At 62.9% G+C, this 22572-nt stretch carries 23 protein-coding genes; 10 read left to right on the top strand and 13 right to left on the bottom strand.

Going from position 1 to position 22572, the window contains the following annotated elements:
* Position 1: 1 nt before the first annotated feature.
* A complete protein-coding gene (locus tag FKL89_RS14635; protein WP_156863506.1) occupies positions 2–412 on the bottom strand; it encodes a RidA family protein in 411 nt (136 codons plus the stop codon).
* Positions 413–425: 13 nt separating this feature from the next.
* On the opposite strand from FKL89_RS14635, the gene FKL89_RS14630 reads away from it, so the two are divergent.
* On the top strand, positions 426–1829 hold the full coding sequence (locus FKL89_RS14630) for a hypothetical protein (protein WP_156863505.1): 1404 nt from the start codon (positions 426–428) through the stop codon (positions 1827–1829).
* A 32-nt stretch (positions 1830–1861) separates the two neighbouring features.
* Here FKL89_RS14630 and FKL89_RS14625 read toward each other — a convergent pair whose 3' ends face one another.
* The 8 genes from FKL89_RS14625 to FKL89_RS14590 all read right to left on the bottom strand — a co-directional run bounded on the left by FKL89_RS14625 (position 1862) and on the right by FKL89_RS14590 (position 10005).
* Entirely contained in the window at positions 1862–2836 is a 975-nt protein-coding gene (locus FKL89_RS14625; protein ID WP_156863504.1) for an NADPH:quinone oxidoreductase family protein, read from the bottom strand.
* 81 nt (positions 2837–2917) lie between these two features.
* Positions 2918–3901 carry a C-terminal binding protein gene (locus FKL89_RS14620; RefSeq protein ID WP_156863503.1) on the bottom strand — a complete coding sequence of 328 codons (984 nt, stop codon included), beginning with the start codon at positions 3899–3901 and terminating at the stop codon, positions 2918–2920.
* A gap of 103 nt (positions 3902–4004) precedes the next feature.
* Positions 4005–5051 (bottom strand): TRAP transporter substrate-binding protein, encoded by a 1047-nt coding sequence (locus FKL89_RS14615; protein WP_156863502.1) that lies wholly within the window; start codon positions 5049–5051, stop codon positions 4005–4007.
* Positions 5052–5139: 88 nt separating this feature from the next.
* Entirely contained in the window at positions 5140–6456 is a 1317-nt protein-coding gene (gene fahA, locus FKL89_RS14610; protein ID WP_156863501.1) for a fumarylacetoacetase, read from the bottom strand.
* A gap of 16 nt (positions 6457–6472) precedes the next feature.
* A complete protein-coding gene (locus tag FKL89_RS14605) occupies positions 6473–7021 on the bottom strand; it encodes a VOC family protein (RefSeq protein ID WP_156863500.1) in 549 nt (182 codons plus the stop codon).
* A 44-nt stretch (positions 7022–7065) separates the two neighbouring features.
* On the bottom strand, positions 7066–7290 hold the full coding sequence (locus tag FKL89_RS14600; RefSeq protein WP_156863499.1) for a DUF2783 domain-containing protein: 225 nt from the start codon (positions 7288–7290) through the stop codon (positions 7066–7068).
* A 17-nt stretch (positions 7291–7307) separates the two neighbouring features.
* On the bottom strand, positions 7308–8978 hold the full coding sequence (locus tag FKL89_RS14595; protein WP_156863498.1) for an FAD-dependent oxidoreductase: 1671 nt from the start codon (positions 8976–8978) through the stop codon (positions 7308–7310).
* 58 nt (positions 8979–9036) lie between these two features.
* A complete protein-coding gene (locus FKL89_RS14590; RefSeq protein ID WP_156864723.1) occupies positions 9037–10005 on the bottom strand; it encodes an MBL fold metallo-hydrolase in 969 nt (322 codons plus the stop codon).
* A 117-nt stretch (positions 10006–10122) separates the two neighbouring features.
* On the opposite strand from FKL89_RS14590, the gene FKL89_RS14585 reads away from it, so the two are divergent.
* The 5 genes from FKL89_RS14585 (at position 10123) to FKL89_RS14565 (ending at position 15122) form a co-directional block, all read left to right on the top strand.
* Entirely contained in the window at positions 10123–10908 is a 786-nt protein-coding gene (locus FKL89_RS14585) for an IclR family transcriptional regulator (protein ID WP_156863497.1), read from the top strand.
* A gap of 29 nt (positions 10909–10937) precedes the next feature.
* Positions 10938–11642, top strand: coding sequence for a hypothetical protein (locus FKL89_RS14580; RefSeq protein ID WP_156863496.1), 705 nt, complete (start codon positions 10938–10940; stop codon positions 11640–11642).
* Between the two features lie 45 nt (positions 11643–11687).
* Entirely contained in the window at positions 11688–12863 is a 1176-nt protein-coding gene (locus tag FKL89_RS14575; protein ID WP_156863495.1) for a M20 aminoacylase family protein, read from the top strand.
* 295 nt (positions 12864–13158) lie between these two features.
* Positions 13159–13914: a serine O-acetyltransferase gene (cysE, locus tag FKL89_RS14570; RefSeq protein ID WP_156863494.1), complete on the top strand. Its 756-nt coding sequence runs from the start codon at positions 13159–13161 to the stop codon at positions 13912–13914.
* A 122-nt stretch (positions 13915–14036) separates the two neighbouring features.
* Positions 14037–15122, top strand: coding sequence for an NAD(P)/FAD-dependent oxidoreductase (locus FKL89_RS14565; protein ID WP_156863493.1), 1086 nt, complete (start codon positions 14037–14039; stop codon positions 15120–15122).
* Between the two features lie 9 nt (positions 15123–15131).
* Here the strand turns inward: FKL89_RS14565 and FKL89_RS14560 are convergent, their stop codons facing one another.
* Positions 15132–16004, bottom strand: a complete 873-nt coding sequence (locus FKL89_RS14560) for a dienelactone hydrolase family protein (protein WP_156863492.1) — start codon at positions 16002–16004, stop codon at positions 15132–15134.
* Positions 16005–16154: 150 nt separating this feature from the next.
* Here FKL89_RS14560 and FKL89_RS14555 point away from each other — a divergent pair, with 150 nt between their 5' ends.
* Genes FKL89_RS14555 through FKL89_RS14540 form a run of 4 tightly spaced genes read left to right on the top strand, consistent with a single transcriptional unit; the run spans position 16155 to position 19158 of the window.
* On the top strand, positions 16155–16628 hold the full coding sequence (locus FKL89_RS14555; RefSeq protein ID WP_156863491.1) for a GNAT family N-acetyltransferase: 474 nt from the start codon (positions 16155–16157) through the stop codon (positions 16626–16628).
* Positions 16615–17214, top strand: coding sequence for a nucleotidyltransferase family protein (locus FKL89_RS14550; protein WP_238363372.1), 600 nt, complete (start codon positions 16615–16617; stop codon positions 17212–17214). The genes FKL89_RS14555 and FKL89_RS14550 overlap by 14 nt, the downstream gene beginning before the upstream one ends.
* Before the next feature lie 53 nt (positions 17215–17267).
* Positions 17268–18494: an E22 family MetX-like putative esterase gene (locus tag FKL89_RS14545; RefSeq protein WP_156863490.1), complete on the top strand. Its 1227-nt coding sequence runs from the start codon at positions 17268–17270 to the stop codon at positions 18492–18494.
* A 28-nt stretch (positions 18495–18522) separates the two neighbouring features.
* Positions 18523–19158 (top strand): DUF4124 domain-containing protein, encoded by a 636-nt coding sequence (locus FKL89_RS14540; protein ID WP_156863489.1) that lies wholly within the window; start codon positions 18523–18525, stop codon positions 19156–19158.
* Positions 19159–19417: 259 nt separating this feature from the next.
* On the opposite strand, the gene FKL89_RS14535 is transcribed toward FKL89_RS14540, so the two are convergent.
* The 3 genes from FKL89_RS14535 to moaA form a co-directional block, all read right to left on the bottom strand.
* Complete coding sequence (locus FKL89_RS14535; protein ID WP_156863488.1) at positions 19418–20854, bottom strand: NAD-dependent succinate-semialdehyde dehydrogenase; 1437 nt, start codon at positions 20852–20854, stop codon at positions 19418–19420.
* 275 nt (positions 20855–21129) lie between these two features.
* On the bottom strand, positions 21130–21399 hold the full coding sequence (locus FKL89_RS14530) for a hypothetical protein (RefSeq protein ID WP_156863487.1): 270 nt from the start codon (positions 21397–21399) through the stop codon (positions 21130–21132).
* Positions 21400–21434: 35 nt separating this feature from the next.
* Complete coding sequence (moaA, locus tag FKL89_RS14525; RefSeq protein ID WP_156863486.1) at positions 21435–22571, bottom strand: GTP 3',8-cyclase MoaA; 1137 nt, start codon at positions 22569–22571, stop codon at positions 21435–21437.
* Between the last annotated feature and the right edge of the window lies 1 nt (position 22572).

Genomic DNA, 22572 nt, shown 5'->3' with positions numbered 1-22572 from the left:
CTCAACGCGGCTTGTACGCCACCGCCTTCATTTCTATGCGCAGATGCGGATGCGGCAGTTGATGCACGGCAACAGTAGTGCGCGTGGGGCCGTTTTCGTCAAAGTATTCCGCCCACACCTCGTTGTAGCCCGCAAAGTCGTTCATGTCGACCAGGTAACTGGTGATCTCGACACAGTTGGCGAGCGTTGCGCCTTCAGCGGCCAGGATGTCACGGATATTCTCGATCACAGCGCGGGTCTGCACCCGAATGTCCAGCCGCGTCGCTCCCACCGTGTCCACTTCAACGCCGGCGAAGCTGTTGTCCTTGCGCCGCGAACTGGTACCCGAGACGAACAGGAAATCTCCGGCACGGCGAATGTGCGGAAAGCGGCCGCGCGGTGTAGCCTTCTCGCTGAGTGTGGTGGCGGTCATGGAGCTTGCGGTGATGGCGTTAGAAAGAAATACAGCGTTCAAGTCTAGCGTTGGCTCATGGCTGCCTGCGGTTGCGCTGCTCGCTTTTTTGCTGGCCGGGTGCTCGACACCGCAGCGCAGCGTCGATGCATCTGGTGCTGTCAGGCGGACCGTCGCCGAACTTGCAGCCTTGCGTCCGGCGTCAATCGCCCACGGGCTCACGTCTGCCACCGGCGAGCGCGCGGTCTACGAGACCGAGATCGCCGCGATGCGTATGGCGTTCGCCCTGCCGCCTGGCCCGGAGGCCAACGAAAAGCTGCCAGCAGCCCTGAACACGGCGCTGCATTTCAATACCGACCTCGATACCGCCCGTGACCGCCTGTTGGCGGCGTTGCCCAGCGCCGTCACGCAGCCTCCGGCGTGGCAACGCAACGTGCTGAGTGCAGCGCACGCCCAGTTCGCACGGGAAGCAGCGCCGATGATTCCGCCGCTGCTACCGCAAATCCGCACGCCGCGTGAATTTGCGATTGCTGCGTATAGCTTGCTGCGCGCAAACGATACGCCCGAGGTACGGCGCCTGATCGCCGATACGATGCGAGCAGGATTTCCTGACGCGGCGCAGGAGCCACGCCTGCGCGCGCTGGCGCAGCGCCTGCAACCAGCCGCGTCTGGCGAACGGCCGTCGCTCGCCGAGTTGCTCGCGTCGCCGCCGCGACCTGGCTACCCGGTCGTCTACAGCTTTCAGCGCAAGGACCGCGTGCGGGCTGGCCTCGCCATCGTGCGTGGCGCCGACGGCCGCTTTGTGCGCAACGTGGACGGCAGCCTGTTCAACGTCGCCCAATATGCTCTGGCGCGAACCAATCTGCCCGGCACCATCACCAATGGCAACACACCACAGGGCGTTTTTGTGGTCAAGGGTACTGGCAGTGCAACCAACCGCTGGATTGGGCCGACGCCCTACATTGAATCAATGCTGCCGGTCGAGGCGCCAGTGGTGCTGTTTGAAAACCCCAATGCCCGCGACGAGTTGCCGAAACTGAGCGAAGAAGACAACCGGCGTCTGTGGACGGAGGCAGCCTACCTTTCACTATTGCCATCATCGTGGCGGAGCTGGACGCCCATCACCGAGGCGTTTCTGGCCGGGCAGGCGGGGCGCGACGAGATCCTCGCGCACGGCAACGCGATCAACACATCCTACTATCGCAATGAGGCCTGGTATCCGACAGCGCCATCGGCCGGCTGTCTGGTGTCTGCCGAATACTGGTCACGCGAAGACGGCACGCTGGTCCACAGCGACCAGTTGGCGCTGGTCAAGGCGTTCGTCTCCGGCGGCAGCGATGTTGGCTATCTTGTCGTGGTTGAGATCGATGACCAGCCAAGATCAGTGACTCTGGCGGACGTTATTGCGGACGTACTGGCTGCCGAAGCGAAGCGTTGAGGCTGCGCTGGCAAACCGCGAGTTGCTTGCGGCTACGGCGTGACGACGATCTTGCCCATCGCCTGCCGTGATGCCATGCGCGTCAGTGCGTCGCGGGCGCCATCAAGGCCAACCGACTCGGTGATGCTGGGCGCGATCTTGCCGGCGGCGAACCATTCGCCCAGTTCGCGCATGTTGGCCAGATGGCCTTTAGGGTTGGCAGCCACGCTGTCGCCCCAATAGACGCCGAGAATCTGACGCTCTTTCAACAACGCGAGATTGAGCGGAATTTTCGGAATGTCACCTGCCGCAAAACCAACTACCAGATAGCGTCCACGCCAACCCAGCGAACGCAGGGCGGGTTCCGCGTAGGGGCCACCAACGGCGTCGTAGACAACGTCCACGCCTTTCTTGCCGACGATGGCATTCAACTGATCGCGCCAGTCGTCGTGGCTGTAGTTGACGAGATGATCCGCACCGAGCGACTTGCAAAGCGCTAGCTTGTCGTCGCTCGACGCTGCCGCAATCACGGTTGCACCGGTGATCTTCGCCAACTGGATCGCACTGGTACCCACGCCGCCGGAGGCGCCGAGGATCAGCAGCGTTTCGCCCGCCTGCAGCTTCGCTACGTCCTTCAGCGCATGATGACTGGTGGCGTAGGTCAGCACGAACGAGGCGCCCTGCGCGAAGCTCATGGTCGGCGGCATCGGGCTGACACGCATCGCGTCGGCGACTGCCTGCTCGGCAAAACCGCCCCAGCCGGTGAAGGCCATCACATGGTCGCCCGCCTTGACGTGGGTGACGCCTTCGCCCACAGCAGCGACCACACCGGCATACTCGGCGCCTGGAACAAAAGGTGTCGGCGGTTTGACCTGATACAAGCCCTGCACCATCAGCGCATCGGGGAAGTTCAGCGACGCGGCCTTCACGTCAATCAGCACCTTGCCTGGCGCCAGTGAAGGCGCTGGCACCTCGGTCACCACAAGGTTCTCGATCGGGCCGAACTGCTGGCAGAAAAGTGCTTTCATCGGGGGCTGGCAGAAACAAATTGAGCGCGAAGAATATCGCGGGTTGGCGGTAGCGCGAGGGTTGCTGGCTCTAAAGTCGGGCTACGCAGGCAGCAGTGTTTTGGTTCCCATTACGACCGGGTAGTCGGGGCGTCCCGTCCGCGCCCAAGTGATCAAATTGCGCGCCGCCTTGGTTCGGAGCTCGATCTCGCTCTCCACGGAATAAAACGCCGAATGCGGGGTCAGCACCACGCGCGGATGCTCGGTCAGCCGTTCACCGGGAAGTGCCGGTTCGTCGGGCAGCACATCGAGCCCGGCTGAATCAAGCTGGCCGCTGTCCAGCGCCGCCAGCAGATCGGGGATATTGATGACGGCACCGCGTGCCGTGTTGACCACATAGCTGCGCGGCTTCATTGCCGCGAAGCAGGCAGCGTCAATCATGCCGCGAGTCTCATCGTTGAGTGGCACGTGCGGCGAAACGACGTCAGCCTGACGGAACAACTCGTGCAGGTCACGAACGCGCTCGACGAACGCCGGAAAATCGCCGTCAATCAGATAAGGGTCGTAGGCGATCACGCGCTTGAACAGGTTGCGCGACACATGGGCCATGCGCTTGCCGATGCGTCCCAGCCCCACGATGCCGAGCGTCATCTCGGTGGCGCGACGGCGTTTGCCGTTTGATTCGTAATGCCACTTGCCGGCGCGGATGTCGGCGGTGTGGAAGGTGGTGCCGCGGATGATGTCGAGCGCGAGCGCCAGCGCGTGGGTCGCGACTTCGCCCACGCCGTAGTCCGGTGAGTTGGCGAGCCAGACACCGAGTTTGGCGCAAGCTTTCGGGTCTATGGTGTCGAAGCCGGCGCCGATGCGGGAGCAGATACCCACGCGCGGCAACGCGCTGAGCACGCGCTCCGTGACCGGTGCGTACTGGATCAGCAGGCCATCGGCGTTGCAGGCAGTCGCCGCAGCGATGACTTCATCTTCGGATCTGGCTTGTGCTGTAACAAAGCGCATGCCAGCATCGGCAAAAAGCTTTTCTTCCAGCGCGAAGTTGGGAGCATCGAAATCGGTAAGCAGGAAGACCGGCATGGCGAATGAAGTGAATCATGAATTCGCCAGTGTGCCCCAGTACGCTGTCGGACAGGTCCGGCGTGTTTCAGTCACGCCGGTACCGTCGAGCCATCCCGCGTGGCTACTTCTCGTACTTCTTCACCAACGCCTGCGCTTTGGCGAGCAGCGCCTTGCCGTCATTGCCCTTGGCAGTGACTTCCGCGATCCACTCGTCATAGAGGCTCGCCGACGCGCCGCGCCAGTTGGCCAGTTCGCTGGCCGGCACGGTGTAGAAGGTGTTCTTGCGTTCTTCGGCCACCTTGCGGCCTGCCGTCGCCGATTCATCCCAAGTTTTGCCGGTTTGCTTGACCAGCGCTGCGCCCGAATTGTTGTCGATCACCTTCTTCAGGTCGGTGGGAAGGCTGTCGTACTTCGCCGGGTTCATCGCCATCAGGAACACGGCGCTGTAGAGCGCACGTTCCTTCGGGTCGGTTTCGGTATGGAACTTGGTCAGCTCATGCAGCTTCACGCTCGGGATCACCTCCCACGGCAGCAGGTAACCATCGATCACACCCTTCGACATCGCCTCGGGTACGGCGGGCAAGGGCATCGCAACGGGGGCTGCGCCGAGTTTGGCGAGCAGCTTGTTGGTCTGCCGCGTCGGCGCGCGCATCTTGAGGCCCTTGAAATCGGCGAGGGTTTTGATCTGTTTTTCCTTGGTGTGCACGTATCCTTCGTCGTGGGTGTGCAGCATCAGCGGCTTGACGCCAGCGAACTCCTTCTGCACAGCCGGCGTGGTCAGGTAGTACTCCCACACCGCCTGCGAAGAAGCTTCGGCGTTCTCGTTCATGAACGGCAGCTCGAATACTTCGGCAAGCGGAAAGCGGCCTGCGGTATAGCCCGGCAGGGTATAGACGACATCGGCGACGCCGTCACGCGCCTGGTCGAACAATTGCGCTGGCGTGCCGCCGAGTTGCATCGCCGGGTAAATCTGGCACTTGAGCTTGCCGCCGGAGTCCTTGTTGATCTTGTCACACCACGGTTGGATAACCTTGGTCGGTGCCATTGCGCCCGGTGGCCAGAAGTGGGCGACCTTGAGCGTGACCTCCTGCGCCTGCGCGGGGAGCGTGATGGTCAGCGCGCCCGTCACTGTCAGTGCAGCAAGTAGCGCGCGTTTCGTTGTTGTCATGATGTCCTCCTTGTTGATGCTCGGCGAACCGTCGATGCGGCTCGCTCCCGGAACGATTGTAGGTATTGCCTTGCGGTGGGCCGCGTGATCAGACCACGGCGGCGAGGACCGTTCCCTCACAGGTTCCGAAGCCGATTCGAGCGCGGCCCGGCGCAACGCAGTGTGCGTTCAGTGCAACGCTGTCACCGTCTTCAAGAAAGCTGCGCGTCTCGCCGCTGGGCAACGTCACCGGTTGCTTGCCGCCCGACGTCAGCTCGACCAGCGCACCGGCTTCCGTTGCGGTTGGGCCGGAGAGTGTTCCGGTGCCCAACAGATCACCCGGTTGCAGGTTGCAGCCGTTGACCGTGTGATGCGTCACTAGCTGAGCGATCGTCCAATAGGCATGGCGGTAGCTGGTGCGGCACAGCGTGTGCGGCGCGACGTTGTCAGCGCGCATCTTGGCGCTGCTCAGCGTCACCGCGAGCTGAATGTCGATGGCGCCGTTGCTGCGCAGGTCGGGCGCATCGAGATAAGGTAGCGGTTGCGGATCGTCGGCCGGGCGTGTCCATGCCGTGCGATACGGCGCCAGCGCTTCCATCGTCACGATCCACGTTGACAGCGTGCTGCCGAAGTTCTTCGACAGGAAGGGGCCAAGGGGCTGGTACTCCCAACCCTGGATGTCGCGTGCCGACCAGTCGTTGAGCAGGCACAGGCCGAACACATGCGATTCGGCGTCTGCCATTGCCACGCGGTTTCCAAGCGCGTTGCCGGGGCCGACATAAATGCCCATCTCAAGTTCGTAGTCGAGTCGCTTGCATGGGCCGAACGAGGGCTGAGTCGCGCCTGGCGGCATGCTCTGACCCACCGGCCGGCGCAGCGCGGTGCCCGAGACAACCAGGGACGACGCGCGGCCGTGGTAGCCGATCGGCACCCATTTGTAGTTGGGTAACAGCGGGTTGTCCGGGCGGAATTGCTTGCCGATGTTGGTGGCGTGATAGATCGAGGTGTAGAAGTCGGTGTAGTCGCCGATGCGGGCCGGCACGGCGTATTCCGCGCTTGCCTGCGGGACCAGGCAAGCGCGCAGTGCGCGTTCGTGCGCGGAGCCGGTGCTGAGTGCGTCGGAAAGCGCGGCCCGCAACGCCGACCAGGCCGCGTTCCCCATCGCCATGAAGGCGTTCAGCGTGCTGGCGCTGGCAGCAACGGCGGCTTCTTGCGCCAAACCTGTGAATACGCCCGCAGCCGTTGCGGCGGCCAGATCAACAATCTGGTCACCAATTGCCACGCCGCCGCGGAAGACCTCTGCGCTGCCGGTGCGACGGAACACCGCAAACGGCAAGTTCTGAATCGGGAAATCGGTGACGCCATCGTTGGCGCTGGCAACCCAGCTGGTGCGGGCGGGGTCGTGGGTGGCGTTGAGAGGGGTCATGCTGATCGGGGATGGGTTACTGCGTCGTTTCGCCGGCCATGCTGCCGTCGTGCATCCATGCGGCGTGCTTGGGCGCGCGCTTGGTCTTCGACCATTCTTCCAGCATTTCCCATTTCACTTCGTCGAGCATCTTTGCCATCTTCGGCGTGCCGGTATCGGCGGCGAGTTCGAGGCGATGGCCGTTCGGATCGAAGAAGTAAATCGACTTGAAGATGGTGTGATCGGTCGGGCCGATCACTTCGATGCCGCTGGCCTCGAGTTTTGCCTTTGCCTTCAGCAAGGTATCGACGGAGTCGACCTTCATCGCCAGATGCTGGACCCACTTTGGCGTGTTTTCGTCGCGTCCCATGGTCGGACTGTTTGGCAACTCGAAGAAGGCGAGCACGTTGCCCTGACCCATGTCGAGAAAGATGTGCATGTAGGGGTCCGGTGCGCCGGTGGACGGCACCTGGTCCTCGGCGATGGCGAGCACAAAGTCCATGTCGAGATGCTTTTTGTACCACTCGACTGTCTGCTTGGCATCGAGGCAGCGGTAGGCGACGTGGTGAAGGCGTTGAACGAGCATGAGGTTCTCCTTGTCCTGAGGATTGATGGACAGTCAGTGGTACTTCAAATGTCTTCGCGCGCTAGCTGCATTGCCTCGCGCAGCGTGTCGAGATTGCCGATGTGATTGGCGAGCAGCAGCACCAGCCTGGCGTTCAGCAGCGCACTCTGCTCATCACTCAAATCGCGGTGGGTGTCGATCAGCAATTGGTAAAAGTCGTCGCCCGGCGAAAAGTCGCGGTGGTAACGATGATCGGGCTGATGGAAATTCGGCGTCAGTTGCAGTGACATGGTCATGCTCCGGTGGTTCAGGCGTTGCACGTGGCGCGCAGCACGGCGGCGCGAATGCTAGCCAGATCGAGCGAGCGCCAGCGCGCAGCGACGTGCTGGTCCGGGCGGGCAAGATACACCGTTCCGTCGCGCGCGTCATAGCGCTGCGCAAAGCGACCCTTCACGTCCTGCAGCGTGAGAATCCCGGGGACCGCTTTCGATCCCGGTGTGATGACGACCGGTTGTACCGGAAACTGTCCGCCGCCGCCCTCGGCGAGGGCTCGCAATTGCGAGCCATCAAGCGTTGCGACGTCATCAGCGAACAGCAAGGCCTGAAAGCGGTTGCCGACATGATCGAGCAGCCACTGGTCAGCCGGGTCGTGGCCGTTGACCCGAACCGGCGCGTCATCCATCGGTGCCCCAGGCTCCATCATGCCCGCAAAACTATCACTATCCGGCGTGTTGAGCGCGGACCCGGTGTAGTACGCGGGCACTGACAGGCGCCCCGAATTCACCAGCTTGCGGGCAAACGCGTGCTTTTGTGCCAGTTGCAACACTGCCGTGCGAATCTGTTTGCTGGCGTTGCTCTTGGGCGTGATGAAGTCCGTGGAGCGAGTCGAATTGAGGATGTTTTCGTCTGCCGCCCAGCAGCGTTCGTCCGAGTAGGTGTCGAGCAGCTCGGACGGCGCCTTGCCGTCGATCACCAGCTTCAGCTTCCAGATCAGGTTGTCGGTGTCTTGCACGCCGCTATTGGCACCGCGGGCACCAAAGGGCGACACCTGATGCGCGGCGTCACCGGCAAACATCACCCGGCCGTGGTTGAAGCGGTTCATCCGCCGACACTGGAAGGTGTAGACGCTGACCCACTCGAGTTCGAATTCGCGATCCTTGCCCAGCATCGCCTGAATGCGCGGGATGACGCGCTCGGGCTGCTTCTCGGCCTGCGGATCGGCATCCCAGCCGAGCTGGAAATCGATACGCCAGACGTTGTCGGCTTCGCGATGCAGCAGCACGGACTGGTTGGGATGAAACGGCGGATCGAACCAGAACCATCGCTCGGCGGGGAAATCGGCCTTCATCACCACATCGGCGATCAGGAAGCGGTCCATGAAAATCTTGCCGTCGATATCCAGGCCCATCATGGTGCGAATCGGGCTGCGGGCACCGTCGCACACAATCAGCCAGTCGCATTCGATGCCATAGACGCCGTCTGCGGTCTCCACCTGCAGGCTGACGCGGTCATCTGCCGGGGTAACCGAGATGACCTTGTTTTTCCAGCGGATCTCGATGCCCACCTCGTTGCAGCGATTGACCAGATACTCCTCGAGGTAATACTGCTGCAGATTGATCATGCCGGGCCGCTTGTGGTCGGGCTCCGGCAACAAGTTGAAGCTGTACACCTCTTTCTCGCGGAAGAAAGTGCGCCCAACATTCCATTCCACCCCCTTGTCGACCACTGCCTGCCCGACCCCCACGCGGTCAAGCACTTCCAGTGCGCGCTTGGCATAGCAGAGGCCACGCGAGCCTACCGACACCGTGTCGTCGTCATCGATCACGATGGCCGGAATGCCGTGCAGATGGCAATCCAGCGCCGCGGTCAGCCCCACCGGGCCGGCGCCGACGATCAACACCGGGCGACGCGCACCGACTGCGTCCAGCTCGGGCGGGCGCTGGTAGTGGTACTTCGGGTAGGTGTAGGTCTTCAGCACCGGGTCAGTCCTCCTTGTTCTAATCGTTGCTCACGCCGCGCAAAGGCGGCGCGGCTGGCTACCCTTCCAGTGCCTTCCACATCTCGATATCGCGCTCAGCGGTCCAGATGCGCGGATCGGTATGGCCGGTCGCGAGGTCATACGCGCGCGTCACGTCGAAGGGCATACAGTGGTCAAAGATGACCCAGTGGCCGTATTTCGGCTTCAGGCGGTCGAAGGTTTCGCGATAGACGGCTTTCAAGTCCTTGCCAGCCTGTGCACCTGCCTTGACCGAGGCGTACAGCTCGCTGACGAACTCACGGGTGCCCTTGAGGCCGGCTGCAACCTGCTCCGCGGTCTGCAACGCCGCGCCGCGACCAGGCACCAGCTTCTCGGGCTTCAGTGCCGCGATGGCGTCGAGCGTCGCCGGCCAGTCCTCGTAATAGGCATCACCGGCGTAGGGCGTGGCGTCGAATTCGACCAGATCCCCCGAGAACAGCACTTTCTGGGACGGAATCCAGGCAATGGTGTCGCCCTTGGTGTGGCCGCGTCCCACCTGCATCAGCTTCACTTCCAGCTTGCCGAGCCACAGCGTCATCTCACCCTTGAACGTCATGGTCGGCCAGGTCATGCCCGGCGGCACCGACTCGACGGCCTGGAACAGGCGCGGGAAGCGGCCGATTTCACTCGCCTTGTCCTGCTCGCCACGCTCCACGATCAGGTCGTAGGTATCCTGGCTGGCGATGATGTGCTCCGCGCCCTCGGTCTTGTAGCCGCTGGCACCCAGCACCCGCACCGCGTGATAGTGCGACAGCACGACGTACTTGATCGGCTTGTCGGTGACGGTGCGGATATGGCGGATCACGTCCTGCGCCATGATCGGTGTGGCCTGGGTGTCGATCACCATCACCGCGTCGTCGCCAATGATGATGCCGGTATTGGGGTCACCCTCCGCCGTATAGGCATAGGCGTTGTCGGAGAGCTTGTCGAAGCTGACCTTCTTGACTTCGAGGTCGGCGTGGGAGGCGAATTTCTTTTGCGTGGTCATGGGTGAAGCCGGTAGCGACAGAACAGGTTGCATGCTAGATCAGAATTCGCTAAAAGTAAATCAATTCGTTATTAACAAATAATCTGCCTGCTTGTCATTCACGCCGGCAATCCATTCATGGCAAAAGAACAGCGCGGAATCCAGTCGATTGATGTTGGCGGGCGGCTACTGCAGGCGCTTACCCGCAGTGACGGCGCCATGATGCTCAAAGATCTGGCCGAAGCCGCCGACATGCCGCCGGCGAAAGCGCACGCCTATCTGGTCAGCTTCTGCAAGCTTGGGTTGATGGAGCAGGACGCCGTGACCGGCCGCTACGACCTTGGACCGCTGGCACTGGAGCTCGGGCTGGTCAGCCTCAATCGTCTCGACGCGGTCAAGATAGCTGGCGCGGAGATGTCAGCGCTGGCGGCCCGCATCGGTCAGTCCACTGCCATCGCCGTTTGGGGGAACTATGGTCCGACGATCGTGCGCTTCGAGCAGTCGGTACGCCCGATTCACGTGAACATGCGTACCGGCACCGTGATGCAGATTCAGCAGACGGCGACCGGACTGGTATTTGCTGCCTTCATTGCGCCCGCTCAGATCGAGGCTGCACTGCTCGCGACGTCGCCCGACGCGCAGCAGCGCGCCACGGTGCGGGCGGCGCTGCAGGCGCTTGAGCCGGCGCTTGCCGATGTACGCAAGCGCGGACTGGCCCGCGCGCAGGGGCATCCGGTGCCGGGCGTGAACGCCTTTTCGGCGCCGGTGTTCGACCACACTGGCGAGATCGCGCTGGCGCTGACGACGCTCGGTGCAGCCGCCGAATTTGACTCGGCCTGGAACAGCACGATTGCGCAGGAGTTGCGAGCGTCCGCGCAACGCGTGTCGGCTAGACTCGGAGCGGTCCGCAATAACAACGATTAGCGGCGCGGCAATGGTTCGCGCCCGACGCAATGATTCACCAGTGCTTCTTCCGGGAAGATCAGGCCCAGCAGCTGTTCCCGGCACCACCCTATCGCGGCTTTGGCCTGGAGCCAGACGTCAATCCCGATCTGACCCGAGTTTGCCCCGAGCTTGAGCACCCCGCTGTCCGCCTGGCGCTGGTCGAGTACGCGGCCATGCTGTATCACTGGCGCAACCCCGACAGCGACCACGATCCCTGGATCGGCTTTACCTCGTACCGGCAGCTCACCAAAAGCACCTTCCAGTTTCGCGACAGTGCGCAGGTTGCCGACCTGTTGCAGCAAGCGCAATTGCTGTCGTGGGGCGTGTGGGATCTGCGCCGACAGCGCCTGCACTGGCTGACCGGCGCGGCAGCGCAGGCGGAAATCGCGTCGCCACTGCTGCACCGCTTTACGGTGGACGTGCTGGCCGCTTTTGACATCAAGGTGCCGCCGGCCTATTTCGCGGGGGCAGCGGTGCCGCTGGCCAATTACTGGGCTATGCGAAGGGATCGATTTGAAGCGTACATGCTATGGTCTTGGCCAATCGTCAAACACGCGCTGGCAATCGATCATCCGTACAAGCGGGAGTCACCAGTGCTTGCCGGCATCGATCAGCGAAAGGCCGTTGGCTACTTCGCCGAACGGCTCTTTGCAATCTGGGCGATGCGCGAGGGGTTACAGATGATGGCCTTGGGCGAGGTCAAGATCGCCTGAACATGCGGCGTCCGCTGTTGATTCACTACATGAGGGAGAGTTTCCGTGTCTGCATTGATTGATGCTCTGTACGCACAAGCTGACGAATTCATCAGCGTTCGCCGCGACATCCACAGCGAACCGGAGCTCGCTTTCGAGGAGTTCCGTACGGCGGACCTGGTCGCCGAGCGACTGACCAGTTTTGGCTACACCGTGCATCGCGGTCTCGGCGGTACTGGCGTGGTCGGGCAGCTGGTGCGCGGTGACGGCGGCAAGCGGCTCGGGCTTCGCGCCGACATGGACGCGCTGCCCATCATCGAAGCGAACAACTTCGGCTATGCGAGCAAGCGCCGTGGCGTGATGCACGCGTGCGGGCATGACGGACATACCGCGATGCTGCTGGCGGCGGCGAAGTATCTGGCGGCCAGTGGGCGGTTCTCTGGCACCCTCAACCTGATCTTCCAGCCGGCCGAGGAGGGCAAGGGCGGCGCCAAACGAATGATGGATGAGGGCCTGTTCGAGCAGTTTCCCTGTGACGCCATCTTCGCCATGCACAACATGCCGGGCTTGCCGCAGGGCCACTTTGCGGTGCGCCCCGGTCCCACGATGGCGTCGGCCGACAACGTAACCATCACCCTGCATGGCTATGGTGGCCACGGCGCCATGCCGCATCGGGCGCAGGACCCGCTGGTCGCCGCCGCCAGCCTGGTGATGGCGCTGCAGACCATTGTTTCGCGCAACGTTGACCCGCAGCAGACCGCCGTGGTCACGGTGGGCGCGCTGCATGCCGGGGTTGCCAACAACGTCATCCCCCAGACCGCGACGCTGGAGCTGAGCGTTCGTGCACTGGACCCCGCCGTGCGTAACCTGCTGGAGGCGCGCATCCGTGCCATCGCCACCGCGCAGGCAGAGAGCTTTGGCGTGCGCGCCGAGATCAATTACCAGCGCGGCTATCCGGTGCTGGTCAACACGGCGGCGGAAGCGGAATTTGCCTGTGGTGTGGCGCGCGATCTGGTGGGCGACAGCCGTGTCGAGTGGAACGCGGCGGCGGTGACTGGCAGCGAAGATTTCGCCTTCATGCTGGAGAAGCTGCCCGGCTGCTATTTCTTCATCGGCAACGGCGATGGCGACAGTGCCGGCGCCTGCATGGTGCACAACCCTGGCTACAACTTCAACGACGACAACATTGGCGTCGGCTCGGCGATGTGGGTGGCGTTGACGCAGCGGTATCTCGCAGCCTAGCTGGCAATTCAGCTTTTCGGCGTAAGCACCATTCGATGTGGGCTCAGGCCGCAAAATGGTTAAAGTCGACTTGACGCTCAAATCCGCACTGAGCCCAGATTAAATGGGACTCTCGCTAAAAAGGTGATCGCCCGGCTTCACCCGACGAAGCGCGCCAGGCACGACTTTTTCGCCGCTACTTCGCGAGCGAATACCCTTGTCCCTTTGTCCGCAGCGGACTCAGGGACATCGACGAAACCTCTACACTCGCCGGGCGCTCCGGCATCCGGCCCGGCGTTCTGCCCACACATCACTCATGTTCGACCGCATCCGCGAAGACATCGCCGCCATTCGCAGCAAAGACCCTGCCGCGCGCTCCGCGCTCGACATCTGGCTGTCCTATCCCGGTTTTCACGCCGTGCGGCTGCACCGTATCGCCAATGCGCTATGGCGAGGTGGCTTCCGTCGTAGCGGACGCTGGGTGTCGCATCTGTCGCGCTTTTTGACCGGTATCGAGATTCATCCGGGTGCCTTCATCGGCCGCCGGGTGTTCATCGACCACGGCATGGGCATCGTGATCGGCGAGACGGCGGAAGTGCACGACGACTGCACCATCTATCAGGGCGTTACCCTCGGCGGCACCTCGCTGGAGCGTGGCGCCAAGCGGCACCCGACGCTGGAGCGCGGCGTCATCGTCAGTGCCGGCGCCAAGGTGCTGGGCGGCTTCACGGTCGGGGAAAACGCGCGCGTTGGCTCCAATTCGGTGGTGCTGAAGCCGGTGCCTGCCGGCGCCACGGCGGTGGGCATTCCGGCGCGCATCATCACCGCCGAGACCAAGGAAAAGCGCGAAGCAACCGCGCAGAAGATTGGCTTCTCGGCGTACGGCATCTCGGCGGATCTTGACGATCCGCTGGTGCAGGCGATCCACAAATTGCTCGACCACAGCGCCGAGCTGGATGCCCGCCTGAACAACATCTGCGCCGCGCTCGAAAAGCAGGGAGTGGACTGCTCAAAGCTGCGCGGGCCCAATGTGGACGCCAGCGCCATCGACAAACTGCTGGACGCGGACTGACGATAGGGCGCGTCCGATAGTTTGATTTGGAATAAGAAAAGGCCAACAGCACCCGGTTGGCTCGTGCACTGCAACATAAAATTGAGAGAATTCAATCCCTTGCAAGTTCTCGCCCCGTGGACATGACTGTCAATCCCGCTATTCCCCAGGCTGTCGCTGCCGCTGGCGGCCCGATCGAAGCCGATGCCGTCATTGTTGGCGCCGGCCCGGTTGCCCTGTTCCAGGTGTTCGAACTTGGCCTGCTGGAGATCAAGGCCCATGTGATTGACTCGCTGACCCAGGTCGGCGGCCAGCCCATCGAGCTCTATCCCGACAAGCCGATTTACGACATTCCGGCGGTGCCGGTCTGCACCGGCAAAGAGCTGACCGACAGCCTGATGAAGCAGGCCGAGCCATTCAAGCCCACCTTCCACCTGGGCCAGGAAGTCAGCAAGGTGGCCAAGCGTGAAGACGGTCGCTTTGACCTCGAAACTTCCGCCGGCACCAAGTTCATCACCAAGACGGTATTCATCGCCGCTGGCGTTGGTGCCTTTCAGCCGCGCAAGCCGAAGGTCGAGGGCCTGACGCAGTTCGAAAACAACGGCCAGCTGGCGTATCGCGTGCGCGATCCGCAGCAGTATGCCGGCAAAAACGTGGTGATCCTCGGCGGCGGCGATTCCGCGCTCGACTGGGCGCTGAACCTGCAGCCGATCGCCGAGAGCGTCACGCTGATTCACCGTCGCGACGAATTCCGTGCAGCGCCGGCCAGCGTGGCCAAAATGAAGGCGCTCGCTGATGCCCACGAGATGATGCACATCACCGGTCAGGTCACCGGCTTCGAGGCCGAAGATGGCGTGCTGAAAGAAGTGAAGGTGACCAGTCTCGACGGCGTCACCCGCCGCCTGCCGCTCGATAACCTGCTGGCGTTCTTCGGCCTGTCACCCCGCCTCGGGCCGATCGCCGAATGGGGCCTCGACATCGAGCGCCGTCAGGTGAAGGTCGATACCGAAAAGTTCGAAACCAGCATTCCCGGCATCTTCGCCGTCGGCGACATCAACACCTATCCCGGCAAGAAGAAGCTCATCCTCTCCGGCTTCCATGAGGCTGCGCTGGCTGCTTTCGGCGCTGCAAAGTACATCTTCCCCGAGAAGAAAGTCTCACTGCAGTACACCACCACCAGCACCAAGCTGCACGAGGTACTGGGCGTCGAATCGCCGGTGTTCGACTGATCGGGATCGTTAGCGAGCCTCGGGTTTCAGCGCATCGCGCAGAAACCCGGCGGTGACCGCCCGCGCCTGCGGTACGTTGAGCAGCGTGTGCGGCGCACCGGGGATCAGGGTCACCGTCGAATATTTGTTGTCTTTCAGCGCGTCACCGCAGTGCCCCTTGGCGATGGCGTGGCCCAACCACGTGTTGGCGCTCGAAAAGAACGGATCGGACGCGCTGATCAGGTTGAGCACCGGGCGATCCTGCGGCAGCGCGTTCTTCGGCTCGGCAACGAAATAGTTCGGCTCGCAGCTCCACGCGAAGATCATCCGCGCCGCGAACTCATTGCCGGCATAGCGCGCCACCGGCACCCCGCCTTCGCTGGCGCCCGCCAGCACCAGCTTTGACATGTTAGCCCACGGCTGCGCCGTGATCGCCTTCAGCGCAGGCGCAACCTCGGCCAGCCGCAAGGCATGGATGCGCTCGTATTGCTCCTTGCTGATTGGCGAGGTGTAAGTCACGCGGCCGGGCAGGGCAAACGAGTCGGGCGCCACGCTGGCGATGCCCAGGGTGGCCAGCCAGCGCTGCCACTCGCCAATCGCCTTCAGCCCAAGCCCCGACGAACCGTGCAGAAACAGCACCACCGGTGCCTTGCCGCCCCGCAGTGGCGGGATGTCCTTCCACTTGCCGGCCCACACCGTCGCCCCGGTCAGCGACTCCGGCAGCACCACATCGGCCTGCTGCACGGCAGCTGCGAGCGATTCAGCCGTGTGTGCCCAGGCGTCGCCACGGACTTCGCCGACGGGCGCGGGTTTGGTCGCGGGCGCGGGCTGCGCCGTGGCAGGTGGCGTGCCCAGTAGGGTGCACAAGGTGAGGGCGGCGAGGGGGCGAAGTGTCGTGGTCATGTCGAATCGTCAGGCCGTCAGCGGTATTTGAGGAACGGTAGGTAACGGCAGCGTTGCAGTCACCTTGTGCAGTCTAAGCCCGCCTGAAGTCATTGCGGTGAATGGCGGTTCAACAAACTTGATTCAGCGCATGCGCCGGATAATCATGGCATGCAAGTCACACTCGAACCACCCGATCAACCAGAGGTGATCACCCTGATCGCCGCGCTGGACGCCTATCAGGGCGCGCTCTACCCGCCGGAGAGCAACTATCACCTGAGCATCGACGCGCTGCGCCAGCCCAACGTGCTGTTTGCTGTGGCCCGTGACGCAGGCGGTGTCGCGGTGGGCTGCGGTGCCGTGGTCATGTTGGCGGACTATGGCGAACTGAAGCGCATGTACGTCGATCCGGCACAGCGGGGCGTCGGCGTGGCACAGCAGCTGTTGCAGCGCCTGGAGCACGAAGCGATGCAGCGCAACTGCCCCCTGCTGCGGCTGGAGACGGGCATCCATCAGCAGCGGGCGATTGCTTTCTACGCCGGTACTGGCTATGCGCAATGCGAGCGCTACGGTGACTACCCGGTTGATCCGCTCAGCGTGTACATGGAGAAATGGCTGGTCGGGGCAGGCATTGCGCAGCGCTGACGACATCGAAGCGGACCGCCGCGCACGGTTGATACAGCTGGTCGAAGCGAGTGACTGGTTTCTGCCGGCGCTGCGCGCGGTGCGCAGCCTGGGTCTGGATCAATGGTGCATCGGCGCTGGCGCCCTGCGCAATCTCGTGTGGGACGCTCTCTCGGGGAATGCTCAGCGCTCGGCGCTGGGCGATATTGACGTGGCGTTTTTTGCTGCCGATGACGTCAGCAGTGCCCGCGATCAGGCGCTGCAGCACCGCTTGTGCGCCCTCATGCCCGGCTGGCCGTGGGAGGTGACCAATCAGGCCGGTGTGCACCTGTGGTTCGAGCAACACTTCGGGCATCCCGTCGCGCCGCTGGCGTCGCTGGCAGACGCGGTCGCGACGTGGCCGGAATACGCAACTGCGGTGGCTGTCACGCTGGAGCAGGACGACACCATCAGCATCATTGCGCCCTACGGGTTGAGCGACCTGTTCACCATGACGGTGCGCCACAACCCGGCGCGGGCGAGCGTTGCCACCTATCGAGAGCGCGTCGCGCAGAAAAAGTATCGGGATCGCTGGCCCGGGGTGACGATCATCGACGCGGAGTGCTAAAACTTCCTTCAGTCATCGCGACCACGATTTCGTCAATCAAAAGGGGAGTTTTCATGAAGAAGTTCAGCGTGCGATCTGCGTACAGCGCCATCGCTCTTGGCATCCTGTTGGCCACGTCCGCTGGTGCCCAGACGCCGGCTGCAGCACCGGCTGCGCCTGCAGCGGCAGCACCGGCGCCTGCGCCCTTGTTGACCGAGAAGAAAGTGTTCGAGCTGGCCAGCTACACCACCTTCGGTGGCAAGGCGATCAAGAACGTAAAGGTCGGCTACGAGACTTACGGCAAGCTCAACGCGGCTGGCGACAACGCCGTCTTCATCGCGCACTTCTATTCGGGCAACTCGCATGCGGCGGGCAAGTACAAGCCGGGTGATGCCGCCGCAGGCTATTGGGATTCGATCATCGGCCCCGGCAAACCGATCGACACCAACAAGTTTTTCGTGATCAGTGCCGACACGCTTTCGAACCTGAACACCAAGGATCCGATGGTCACCACCACCGGCCCGTCGTCCATCGACCCCGACACCGGCAAGCCCTACGGCATGAGCTTCCCGGTGGTTGCGATGCGTGACTCGGTGCGTGTGCACAAGGCACTGGTCGATTCCCTCGGCGTCAAGAAGCTGCACGCCGTGGCGGGCGCATCCGGCGGCAGCGTGCAGGCCGTGGAATGGGCGGTGCTGTATCCGGACTTCGTCGACCGCGCGATTCCGGTGATTTCGCCGGGGCTGTCGATCTCGCCGTGGGCCGTCGCGCTGCTTGACCTGTGGGTGGCGCCGATCAAGGCAGACCCGAAGTGGAACAACGGCGACTACTACGGCAAGGGCGAACCGATCGACGGCATCGCGCTCGCGCTGAAGGCGGTGACCATCACGACGCGGCACTGGACCTGGGTTGAAAAGGTCTTCGCCTACAAACCCGCGGACGCCACCAAGCCACCAGCCGACGCCATCGGCAATCGTTTCGCCAGCGAAGATGCGTTGACGAAGGCCGGCATCGCCCGCGCCGCCACCACCGACGCCAACAACAAGATCTACATGGCGAAGGCGAACCAGCTGTTCAACGTCGAGGACGAAGCAGGGAAGGCGAAAGCCAAATTCCTGTTCATCCCGGCAAAGACAGACCTCGTGTTCCCGCCGGAAATGTCACAGAAGGCGGCAGCCAAACTGCGCAGCTTGGGCAAGTCGGCTGAAGTGGTCGTGATCGACGCCGAGGGCGGGCATCTGGATGGGGTGCTGGCTATTTCGCAGGCATCGGACGCGATTCGGGCGTTTTTGGCGAAGTAGATTTGACATGCGATTGACGTAGGCTGGGTTGAAAACCCAGCATTCGTCATTGCAAGCATGCGCTGGGTTTGGCAACCCAGCCTACGGGGTCATCATTAGTGCACCGTCATGTCAGCTCAACGGAATTCAAGCCTTCACCAAGATGACACTTATACGCATCGCGCTCATCGTTAACACGCTCATTTTCGGTACGTTTGCGATCGCGCAAACAGCTCCAATTTACCAGTGCGTGGACAATACGGGCGCGCGCGTCATGCAGGACACTCCCTGCATCGGCGGCAAACAAACGATCATCGGCGAGCGACCGCTCAATGACGGCGAGCGTGAAACCCTACGCGCCGCGCAAGTCGCCAAGGAGCAGGCCGAACGCGAGCAAAAACAAAAACAGCGCAACAGCGAGATTGAGCAACAGCTTCGCATCCGTGCCGCAGACGACAACCAGCAACGCCAGCAACGCCAGAGGCGATGCGGCGCGAACCTTGACATGCAACCCACCATCGGGGTGTCGCTCGAGCTGTTCCGCGAATGCCGCGACCCGCTGTGGGCGCCGACGCGCACCCGGCAAATCACCGACAACCGCGGCAACGTTACGGAATACTGGCACATGCTCGGCGGCGCCGTCCTCGTGTTTACCAACGGACGCCTCAGCAGCACCATGTTTTGACCTTCGGCGGGCTGCCGCAGCGAGGTAGGGTGCGCATCAAAATGCGCACCAATGCGGACGAGTGCGAAATTCGGTGCGCGCTCTGGCGCACACCCTACGCGACGGAGCCTGCGAAGTCTGGTAGCAAGTAGTGCCGTAGGTCGGAACGCTTGCGGTTCCGACGGATGCGTTGGCGTAACAAAGCGGAATTGATGTGCCTTCGGCGTTTGCACGAGGCGGCACCGCAAGCGTGCCGCCCTACATCGCCGTGCTGCGTTGATTAAACGCTAGTCATCGCCACCGTCTTGGTATTGAGGTAAGCCTCCAGCGCCTCGGGGCCGCCTTCGCTGCCGTAGCCTGAATCCTTGATGCCGCCGAACGGCAGCTCTGCCCACGGCGCGGCGGGCTGGTTGATCCAGAGCATGCCAGTTTGTACTTGGGCGCTCAGCTGATGGGCATTCTTGATGCTGCTGGTGAAGGCGTAGGCCGAGAGGCCGAACGGCAGGCGGTTGGCCTCTGCGATGGCTTCGTCGAGGTTTTTCACGCTGCGTACGGCGGCCATCGGGCCGAACGGCTCGTTGTTGAACACCGAGCTGTCGAGCGGCGGGTCAAGCAGCACCGTTGGTTTGAAAAAGTTGCCGGTGGTGCCGATGCGTTCCCCGCCGGTGGCGAGAGTGGCGCCGCGCTTGATGGCGTCCTCGGTGATTTCCTGCATCGCACTGACGCGGCGCGGGTTGGCTAGCGGGCCCATCTGGATGCCGGCTTCGAGGCCGGAGCCGACTTTCAGTCCCTGCGAGTATTTCACCAGGCCCGCGACGAACTCGTCGCGCGCTGCTTCTTCGACGAGAAAGCGCGTCGGAGAGATGCAGACCTGCCCGGCGTTGCGGAACTTGGCGCCGGCGATCACTTTCACGGCATGCGCGATGTTGGCGTCTGCTGCGACGATCACCGGCGCGTGACCGCCGAGTTCCATGGTCAGGCGCTTCATGTGCTTGCCCGCGAGCGAGGCGAGCATCTTGCCCACCGGCGTCGAGCCGGTGAACGTGATCTTGCGGATGACCGGGTGCGGAATCAGGTAGTTGCTGATCTCGGCGGGGTCACCGTAAACGAGGCCGACGACGCCTGCGGGCAGACCGGCGTCCACGAAGGCACGGATGAGTTCGGCGGGCGAGGCGGGCGTTTCTTCGGCCGCCTTGACGATCATCGAGCAGCCCGTGGCGAGCGCGGCGGAGAGCTTGCGCACCACCTGATTGATCGGGAAGTTCCACGGCGTGAACGCGGCGACCGGGCCGACCGGCTCCTTCAGCACCATTTGCTGCTGGGCCAGCGAGCGCGGCGAAACAATGCGTCCGTAGACGCGGCGGCTCTCCTCGGCGAACCATTCGATGATGTCGCAGGACATGCCAATCTCGATCTTGGCTTCGGCGAGCGGTTTGCCCTGCTCCATCGTCATCACGGTGGCGATGGCATCGGTACGCTCGCGCAGCAGCGCGGCAGCGGCGCGCATCACCTTGGCGCGTTCGACCGCAGGCGTGTTTTTCCACACTTCAAAACCCTTGGCCGCTGCGGCCAGCGCGTCGTCGAGGTCGGCCGTGTTGGCCTTGGCAACCGTGCCAATCGTGCTGCCGTCGGCGGGGTTGTGCACCGGCAGGGTCGCGCCGCCACGGGCTGCGCGCCATTCGTTGTTGATCAGGAGCTGAACGTTGGAGTAGGTCATAGTGATGCTTGGCTGCTAGAGGAAATTGAAACTGATGGTGCTTGTGTAGCGTGGATGGCGTGCGGCAAGGTGTGCGTGAAATTGCCTGTTGGTGGTTTATCAGCTTTTTGATGAAATGGCGTCGGCAATGGGCTTCATACGCGATTCGTCCTAAAGTCGATAACTACAGAAAAATGGCTTCACGCCCTTTATGAACGCCATTTGAGAAAAAAGCTGATACATCGGTTGTCGCATTTGTGGCTGCGTGCATGACCCACGGCTGGACAAAGGCGGCGCTACCGCTTGAGGAACCCGATCGCACTTTCCTGCTCGGTTTCGACGTACCAGCGCACCATCGCATGCGGGATGTTGAGGGCGATGGTGCTGCCGTGTTCGCCATCCACGCCGGTGTCGATCATCATGGTGAAGAAGGGGCCGCTGACGTCCACCTCCTCACAGCGGAAGTAGTAGCCCACCGTGTTCTTCTTGGCGTAGGCGAGGAAGGGCTGCAACTGGCGGACGCCGTCTTCGGTGAGTTGCACGGCGATGGTTTTCGTTTTGTTCATCTCATTCCTGTGATCGCTGTTGGCGGCGACGCCGTTCAGCCGCCGATGTAGCTCATCTCGACCTTGCGCAGGCTGGCAGTCTCTGCCGTGCGGATCTCGCTGTAGCGATCCGTTCGCGTCTGCCAGACGCCGGCGAGCAGCGCCGCGATGTCATCGTCACTGGCGCCGCCGCGCAGCAGGGCGCGGAAATCGGTGCCCTGATCGGCGAACAGGCAGGTAAAGATCTTGCCGTCGGTGGACAGTCGCGCGCGGGTGCAGGTGCCGCAGAACGCGTGCGTCACGCTGGAAATGACGCCGATTTCGCCACTGCCGTCCGCATAGCGCCAGCGTTCGGCCACTTCCCCTTCGTATTGGGCGTCAACCGCCATCAGCGGCGCGTCGGCGTGGATTGCTGCCACGATGTCGCGGCTCGGCACCACGTCATCCATGCGCCAGCCGTTGGTCGAGCCCACATCCATGAATTCGATGAAGCGCACGATGACGCCGGTGCCGCGAAAATGGCGCGCCATATCGACGACGGTGTGGTCGTTGACACCGCGCTTGACCACCATGTTGACCTTCACCGGCACCAGGCCGGCTGCCAGCGCCGCGTCGATGCCGCGCAGCACGTCGGCTACCGGAAAGTCAACGTCGTTCATGGCGCGAAACACCGCGTCATCCATCGAGTCGAGCGAGACAGTGATACGCGACAGCCCCGCCGCTTTCAACGCCGCCGCCTGCTTGACCAGCGTCGAGCCGTTGGTGGTGAGTGTCAGGTCCAGCGGCTTGCCGGCAGGCGTGCGCAACTGCGCCAGCATCTCGATCAGTGTTGACAGGTGACGACGCAACGTTGGCTCGCCGCCAGTCAGGCGCAGTTTCTCGACGCCGAGGCCCGCTGCAATACGGGCGAAGCGGGTGATTTCTTCAAACGAGAGCAGGGCGTCGTGCGGCAGGAATTTGTAGCCGGGGCCGAATACTTCCTTCGGCATGCAGTAGGTGCAGCGGAAGTTGCACTTGTCGGTGACCGAGATGCGCAGGTCGTGCAGATGCCGCGACCGCGAATCGGCAACGCGCCGCGCTGCGCGCAATTCCGCCAGCGAGCCCGCGGCGACCGGCAATGCCGACGCACCGCGCAGCTTGCCAACTGGCGTCAGCGGGATGACGGTGCCGGGAACATGCGATCGCTCGCCCATG

The organism is Casimicrobium huifangae (genome assembly GCF_009746125.1).
GTDB lineage: Bacteria > Pseudomonadota > Gammaproteobacteria > Burkholderiales > Casimicrobiaceae > Casimicrobium > Casimicrobium huifangae.
The sequence above is the reverse complement of the archived record's forward strand: the minus strand, read 5'-3'. Positions and strand labels throughout refer to the sequence as shown.